This window comes from Kutzneria sp. NPDC051319 (genome assembly GCF_040682195.1).
Classification (GTDB): domain Bacteria; phylum Actinomycetota; class Actinomycetes; order Mycobacteriales; family Pseudonocardiaceae; genus Kutzneria.
In genome coordinates, this window is sequence record NZ_JBFBAM010000154.1 from 1 (window position 1) to 3938 (window position 3938).

At 69.0% G+C, this 3938-nt stretch carries 3 protein-coding genes; 1 reads left to right on the top strand and 2 read right to left on the bottom strand.

The genetic code is table 11. The features are described from left to right. Window positions 1-80: 80 nt before the first annotated feature. Window positions 81-722, bottom strand: a complete 642-nt coding sequence (locus tag AB0M73_RS49630; RefSeq protein ID WP_363907199.1) for a hypothetical protein — start codon at window positions 720-722, stop codon at window positions 81-83. Window positions 723-892: 170 nt separating this feature from the next. Next, window positions 893-1036, bottom strand: a complete 144-nt coding sequence (locus AB0M73_RS49635) for a hypothetical protein (protein WP_363907201.1) — start codon at window positions 1034-1036, stop codon at window positions 893-895. Between the two features lie 77 nt (window positions 1037-1113). On the opposite strand from AB0M73_RS49635, the gene AB0M73_RS49640 reads away from it, so the two are divergent. Continuing rightward, a partial coding sequence (locus AB0M73_RS49640; protein ID WP_363907203.1) for an FAD-binding and (Fe-S)-binding domain-containing protein occupies window positions 1114-3938 on the top strand: 2825 nt, incomplete at its 3' end.

Consider the following 3938-nt stretch of genomic DNA (forward strand, 5'->3'; position numbering starts at 1 on the left):
GGGCCCGACCAGGACCAGTTCTTCGAGTTCTGGACGGAGCACGTGCTGCCCCGGGTGCCGGAGCTGGCGGCGGCGCCGGCCTAGCGCACGACGTAGACCGGACACATGGCGTGGTGCAGCGCGGTTCGGGCGGCCAGCCCGAGCTGCGCTCCCCCGGCGGCCACGACCAGATCGGTTCCTTCGGGCACCGGCACGGTGGCGCTCTGACGCACCACTTCCAGCACCGAACGAGTGAGCCGGGCGAATTCCTTGGCCCGTGCGATGACGACGTCGTCGGAGGCGTCTTCTCCCAGCCACGCCGTCACTTTCCGGAACTCGCCGTGCACGGCCTGCGGGCGGCCCCGCACGACGACCACGTCGCAGTGGGCCGAACCGGCCAGCAGCAGGGCGTGACGGCCGACCCCGAGGTGGCATTTGTGCTGGCCCCGGCATCCCAGGGCCAGTAATCCGCTGGCCGCCGACGCGGACAACAGGGCCGCCGCGGCATCGGCCCCGCTGCTATGGATCCGCGCCCCCAGCAGCGGATATGGTCGTAGCACAGAGCCGGTGCCGATATCGGCGGGCAGATCGGCCGGCAGGTCTTCGTAACGCCGATCGGCCTCGTAGACGTCGAGCTCGAGGCCGGCGCGATAGGCGTGGCGGGCCGCCCAGCCGAGGGCCGCCCTGCCCCAATAGGAACCGTCCGTGCCCACCGTCACCCGCCCGGGGCGGGTCCGTGTCACCTGAGAGGGAACCAGCTGTACCGAATTCACTGGGCGAGTCGGTCGCTCGGCGTGTGCCACCACGTGAACCCCTGGATTGTGAGACGGTCCCATGTGGACCGTTGTATCGGTGGATTCCCACCGAATCGAGGTTTCACACCACTTTCACCAGTGGTCTGACCCACTTGGGGTCAGTCCAGGCCCCGCAGCACGTTGGGCTCCTGCTCGCCGTCGGCCAGCCGGCCCAGGAACGCGTCGACCCAGCCTCTGGGCAGCAGTAGTTCCGGTTCGTCCGGAATGGGGCGGGACTCGTCGGTGGCGGTGTCGTCGTTCATGTTTCCTCCCTGCGTTGAAGGGAAATCCTGCCTACCAGATACCCGTTCACGGGTTCTTGACACCTCAAGGAGGTCCGGTGGAGCTGGCGGCGGAACTGGGCAGGGCGGTCGAGGGCGAAGTCCGATTCGACGCCGGGAGCAGGGCGACCTACTCCACCGACGCCTCCAACTATCGCCAGGTGCCCATCGGTGTCGTCGTGCCGAAATCCGTGGAGGACGCGGTCCGCACGATTCAGTTGTGTCACGAGGCCGGCGTGCCCGTGTTGTCCCGCGGCGGCGGCACCAGCCTGGCCGGCCAATGCTGCAACGAGGCCGTGGTTCTGGATTGGTCGAAGTACTGCACGCAGTTGGAGTCGGTGGACGTCGCCGCCAAGACCTGCGTGGTCGAGCCGGGTATCGCCCTCGACGTGCTCAACGACCAGCTCAGCAGCCACGATCTGATGGTCGGGCCCAAGCCGTCGACGCACGTCAGCTGCACCATCGGCGGCATGATCGGCAACAACTCGTGCGGCTCCACCGCGCAGGCGTACGGCAAGATGGTCGACTCCGTGCTGCGGCTGGAGATCCTCACCCACGACGGCTGCCGGGCCTGGGTCGGCGAGACCTCCGACGAGACGTACGAGCGAATCGTGGCCGAGGGCGGCCGGTTGGCCGAGTTGTACCAGGGGCTGCGGAAGCTGCGTGACGACTACATGGCGGAGATCCGCACCCGCTACCCGAAGATCCCGCGCCGCGTGTCCGGCTACAACCTGGACTCGCTGCTCCCGGAAAACGGGTTCAATGTGGCCAAAGCCCTCGTGGGCAGCGAAAGCACGCTGGTCACGGTGCTGCGGGCCGAGATCCAGCTGGTCGACGTGCTGCCGGCACGGACCCTGGTAGTGCTCGGTTTTTCCGACATCACCGCGGCGGCCGACTGCGTGCCCGCGATCCTCCCGCACGAGCCGGTGGCGCTGGAAGGCGTCGACGAGCAGCTGGTCCAGTTGGAGCACAGCGAACACCTGGCCGAGAAGGCGATCAAGCAGCTGCCCAAGGGCAGCGGCTGGCTGATGGTGCAGTTCGCCGGCACCGACCAGGAGAAGGTCGACCGCCAGGCGCAGGCGCTGTGCGACGACCTGCACCGCCAGGAGAACGCGCCCGACGTCGCCTTCCTGGACGACCCGAAGCGCGAGGAAGAGCTGTGGCAGGCCCGGGAGGCCGGCCTCGGCGCCACCGCCTATCCCCCGCAGGGCCCGGAAACGCACGAGGGCTGGGAGGACGCCGCCGTCCCGCCCGACAAGCTCGGCGACTACCTGCGTGACTTCCGCAGCCTGTTGGAGCGGTACGAATACGAGAACGCCTCCCTGTACGGGCATTTCGGTCAGGGCTGCGTGCACACGCGGATCCCGTTCGACCTCAAGACCGCCGACGGCGTGGCCAAGTACCGCCGGTTCGCCACCGACAGCGCCCGGCTGGTGGTGTCCTACGGCGGTTCGCTGTCCGGCGAGCACGGTGACGGGCAGTCCCGGGGCGAGCTGCTGCCGCTGATGTTCGGCCCCCGGGTGGTGGAGGCCTTCGGCAAGGTCAAGGCGCTGTTCGATCCCGACAACCTGATGAACCCCGGCAAGGTCGTGCACCCGCACCGGCTGGACCAGAACCTGCGGCAGGGCAGTGACTACCGGCCGTGGGAGCCGTCGACGCACTTCTCCTTCCCCAAGGACGACAACCGTTTCGCCAATGCCGCCGCGCGCTGCGTGGGCGTCGGCAAGTGCCGGGGGCACGAGAGCGGCGTGATGTGCCCGAGCTACCGGGCCACCCGTGAGGAGGAGCACTCCACCCGCGGCCGGGCCCGGTTGCTGTTCGAGATGCTGAACGGCGAGGTGATCCAGGACGGCTGGCGGTCCGAGGCCGTGCACGACGCCCTCGACCTCTGCCTGGCGTGCAAGGGATGCCAGAGCGACTGTCCGGTCAATGTGGACATGGCCACCTACAAGGCCGAGTTCCTGTCCCACCACTACGCGGGCCGCCTCCGGCCGCTGTCGCACTACTCGATGGGCTGGCTGCCCCTGTGGGCACGCCTGGCCGCCCTGGCCCCGAGCCTGGTCAACTCCGTGTCGAACCTGCGACTGGTCAAGGCCCTCGGCGGCATCGCCCGTCAGCGCGAAGTTCCTTTCTTCGCCGGACAACGACTCGTGGCGCGGCTGGCCGGCCGGACCAGTCCCGCCGGGCACCGGGGCAAGGTGCTGCTGTGGCCGGACACCTTCACCAACAACTTCCACCCGGCCATCGGCGAGGCGGCCGTCACGGTACTGGAGGCCGCCGGCTTCGAGGTGATCACTCCCGATCGGACTGTCTGCTGTGGACTGACGTGGATCTCCACCGGCCAGCTTTCCGTCGCGGAGCGGGTGGCCCGTCGCACCTTGGCGACGCTGGAGCCGCAGCTTCGGGACGGCACGCCCATCGTCGTGCTGGAACCCAGCTGTGCCGCCGTGTTCCGGGACGACCTGCCCAATCTCCTGCACGGGGACCAGGATGCCCACCGGCTCGCACAGCAGACCAAGACGCTGGCCGAGCTCCTCACCGAGCGGGCCCCGGACTGGCGACCGCCAGTGGTCGGGCGGCGGGCCGTCGCACAGCCGCACTGCCACCACCACGCCGTGCTGGGCTTCGACACCGACGAGAAGCTCATGCGCCAGTACGGAATCGACCTCGACGTGCTCGACGCCGGCTGCTGCGGCCTGGCCGGCAACTTCGGCTTCGAGCAGGAGCACTACGACGTGTCCATGGCCTGCGCCGAGGACAAGCTCCTGCCGTCGCTGCGCCAGGCCGGTGCGGAGACCCTCGTGCTGGCCGACGGTTTCAGCTGCCGCACCCAGATCGACCAGTCCGACGTCAACCAGCGGCCGATGCACCTGGCCGAGGTCAT